The 3,334-nt window shown below is 30.1% G+C and carries 4 protein-coding genes; all 4 read right to left on the bottom strand.

Annotation, left to right across the window (positions count from 1 at the left end; genetic code table 11):
• Positions 1–1,010 (bottom strand): AMP-binding protein (locus QM536_09670; GenBank protein MDI9357277.1); only part of this gene is annotated, 1,010 nt, incomplete at its 3' end.
• Positions 1,007–1,897 (bottom strand): YegS/Rv2252/BmrU family lipid kinase, encoded by an 891-nt coding sequence (locus QM536_09665; GenBank protein MDI9357276.1) that lies wholly within the window; start codon positions 1,895–1,897, stop codon positions 1,007–1,009. The genes QM536_09670 and QM536_09665, both read right to left, overlap by 4 nt.
• 5 nt (positions 1,898–1,902) lie before the next feature.
• Complete coding sequence (locus QM536_09660; GenBank protein ID MDI9357275.1) at positions 1,903–2,940, bottom strand: hypothetical protein; 1,038 nt, start codon at positions 2,938–2,940, stop codon at positions 1,903–1,905.
• Positions 2,941–3,139: 199 nt separating this feature from the next.
• A partial coding sequence (locus tag QM536_09655; protein ID MDI9357274.1) for a hypothetical protein occupies positions 3,140–3,334 on the bottom strand: 195 nt, incomplete at its 5' end.

Below are 3,334 nucleotides of genomic sequence, written 5' to 3'. Positions count from 1 at the left end.
ATATTTCTCGGGCATAAGTATTGAGGTAGTTTTTCTTTTAAAAGTATTTTTATTTTTTTTTTTGAAAGTATTATACTATAGTTTTTTTTTTCGATGGTAAGTATTATTTTTTGTCCCAATGATTTGTCGGGAACGGATGCTAAAAAAAATAGTTCTTTTATATTGTTTTCTTCAAAAATATTTTTTATTGTATTTTCTAATTCGTCTAAAGATATTTTTATTCCCCCCGAATTTATAATATTATCAAACCTTCCTTTCCAAAAAAAAGAAGTTCCGTCAACAATTTCTACTAAATCATTAGTAGGAACGTATATGTTTCTGGTTATATTACCTTTCACTTCTAAGCATCCTCTTGCATCTTTTCGTATTTCTATATCAGGGAGACATTGAAAATAATGAGATTTTTGTTCTCCGTTCAGTCGTTTTAAAGCAATGTGAGATACTGTTTCTGTCATTCCAAAAGTATGGTATAAGGGGGTGGTTATATTATTACATTTTTCTATTAAATGATTATGGAGAGGGGCCCCTCCTATGAGGATTGCTGTGGCTTTTTGTAAGATACCAATAGCGTTTTTTTCTAGTATTTTTTCTAATTGTAATGGAAAAAGTGAAATGAGTCCGATATTCCAATCTGTGGGTATATTTTCAAAAAAATGTGCGGATGGTTCTACAATATATATATCAGATTTATTAATGATTCCTCGTACTATTTGCATTATTCCGCCGATGAAATGTATATTTATACAGATAGTGACGGGAGTTTTTTGGGGGAGGTTTAAAAAATGTATGGTAGATGAGGCACTTGCTTCCATTTGTTCTCTTAAAAGAGTTATTTTTTTCGGGGTAGAGGTGGAGCCAGAAGTTGTTATGTTGAATGTTTTTTCTTCATTATTCCATTTTTTGATGAAAGAAAAAACATTTTCTTTATATGTTTCTGATGGGGGTAGTATTATTTTATTTTGAATAATATCTGAAAATAAAAAGGTTTGGTCACGGAAATAAATTTTCATGTTTTAATGGTGGTTAAAAATTTACATGCATGGGGAATAATATTTATATGTATAGTTTGTTCGGTGATGTAGATATCACCGTCTTTTTGAGTGGGAGCCTTATCAATATTGGTGATAGTAATGTTATTGGTTTGAAAGTATATAATTTTATTTGTTTTTATATTTTTGAGATTTGTCATTTTTTTGGTATGTAGGAGTTGGATGTATTGAAGTAAAAGGGTTAGGAAATTTATTTTTGGGAGGATTACAACATCCAGTAGTCCGTCGTTTTGTTTAGCGAGAGGTGCTATTTTTACATTATTTCCAAATTGATTACTATTCGTAACAACAACCATGTATGCATGTATATCAAATTGTACATTTTCTGTTTTGATGTGAAATGAATAACTTTTGAGGGGTATAAGGTTTTTCAAGGAGAGGGATATGTAAGATATAAGTCCTCTTTTTTTTTGGGTAGCAAATTGATGCGCTACTTGTGCATCAAATCCTAATCCGAATAAGGAACATGCATATTGGTTATTTACAGAAAAGAGATCTATTTGAGTAATATTTCCTTCAAATAGGGTATCAAAATATTTTTTTAACTTATGGGATATTCCTAAAGAGAAGGCGAATCCATTTCCTGATCCTGTGGGGATTATACCAAATATAATAGAAGAATGGATGAGTTCGTTCAAAACAGTACTTATAGTTCCATCTCCTCCTATTATGATAATATGAGTTATGTCGGCGTTTTTTATTATATCTTTATAATTATGAATAGTATGAATATTTTGTATATGGAAAGGGATATTTCGTTTTGTAGTTTCTTGTTGGATTGCTTGTATTATTTTTTTTGGGGATTTAGTACCAGAGAGAGGATTGAGCAGATAGAGAATTTTTTTCATGTTTTTTATTGTAAAGAGAATGCTTGTTTTATAATTTTTTGAGTGGGTTTGTTTTGTGGCGTATAATCGGTATCATATTTTTCATAAGAATGGTTGTTTTGTGGGTACCATTTCCAAAAAAAGCAGCCTTGAAACCATTTTTTATTATAAAAGGATAGTAAAAAAGCATTATATGCATTTTCTTGGGCTTTTAGATTTAAAGAGTGGGAAGTAGGATTCCATGGTTGAAATGCCGTACTATCTACACTTTTATATCCTATTTCTGTAAAAATGATTTTTTTATTTTGGGAAGCACTAAATTTTTCTAGCTCTGTTAGGTATTTTTTCCATGCGTTTGTAAGATTTGCAACAGAAGGAGTATGGCTGTTACTGAGAGGAAAGTAAGCGTTTATTCCTATGTAATCTAATTTATTCCAAAAAGGAACTGTTGTATACTCGTCCCAGTTAGCTGCGTATATAAGTTTTCCATTGTAGAGAGTTCGGATACTATCTATGAGTTTGTTCCAAAAATGTTCTCTTTTTTTTACCACTATTTCTAATTCATTCCCGATGCAAAACATTTCTATGTGTAGGGAGTCGGCAATACGGACAAAATGTATGATATATTTATAGTAGTTTTGCTCCCATATATTCCATTCTTTTTCTGTATGAAGAGTAAAATGTCCCGTAAATTCTCCCATATTCCATATCTGTGGTTTGAGCATTATGTGTATGTTATTTTTTTTTAAGAGAGATGAAGAAGATATCGTTCCTTTTGTAGTTTCCCCTGTCCACATACGTGGATGATCAAAGATGAGATCCGGTGAGTTGGGCTTACAAAAAGCAAAAGGAATCTGTGCTACCCAATTACAAGATATATTTTGTATCTCCTGCACATGAGAAGTATCCATAATATAAGGCATTGATACTACATTTATTCCTTTTATATCAAACCGAACTTTTATATTTTGGATATAAGAAGAATGGTTTTCTCTATAAGACGATAGGTAATAATACACACAAAGCAAAACAAGCGTAAGCAGAATAAGTTTTTTTTGAAACATTTTTTGTTGTATTTTTAGAATATTCTATTTTGATTTTTTTTCTTTCAGCAGATTACCATCTATTTTATCTTTCAATGATATGTGTATATTTTGTTTATTGAGAATATGATAATTATCTACCGCTTTTCATTTTAGGGAGTATTTTGTATCTATTGTGTATGAAACCCATGAGTAAGTGTTTATGAGATACATACATATATTATAATAAGGTAATTTTTTCTATTTTGTTATCTATTATTGTATTGAGACCGCTTATATAATGATGAAATTCTACAGGGTTCATAAGAAAAGTGGTTTCATAATTTTCTATCACAAAAATAAAGTCAGCAATACTTTGAATATGTTCTACGATATGGGAAGTTATGAAAACTGTTTTATTTTGTTTTTTCAATTG

Source organism: Chitinophagaceae bacterium, assembly GCA_030053935.1.
GTDB lineage: Bacteria > Bacteroidota > Bacteroidia > Cytophagales > JASGCU01 > JASGCU01.
This window is presented reverse-complemented; position numbering and strand designations above follow the sequence as displayed.

Excerpts from the sequence above, each read along its gene's own strand:
- QM536_09660 (MDI9357275.1), bottom strand. The coding sequence starts at position 2,940 with ATGTTTCAAAAAAAACTTATTCTGCTTACGCTTGTTTTGCTTTGTGTG.
- QM536_09665 (MDI9357276.1), bottom strand. The coding sequence starts at position 1,897 with ATGAAAAAAATTCTCTATCTGCTCAATCCTCTCTCTGGTACTAAATCC.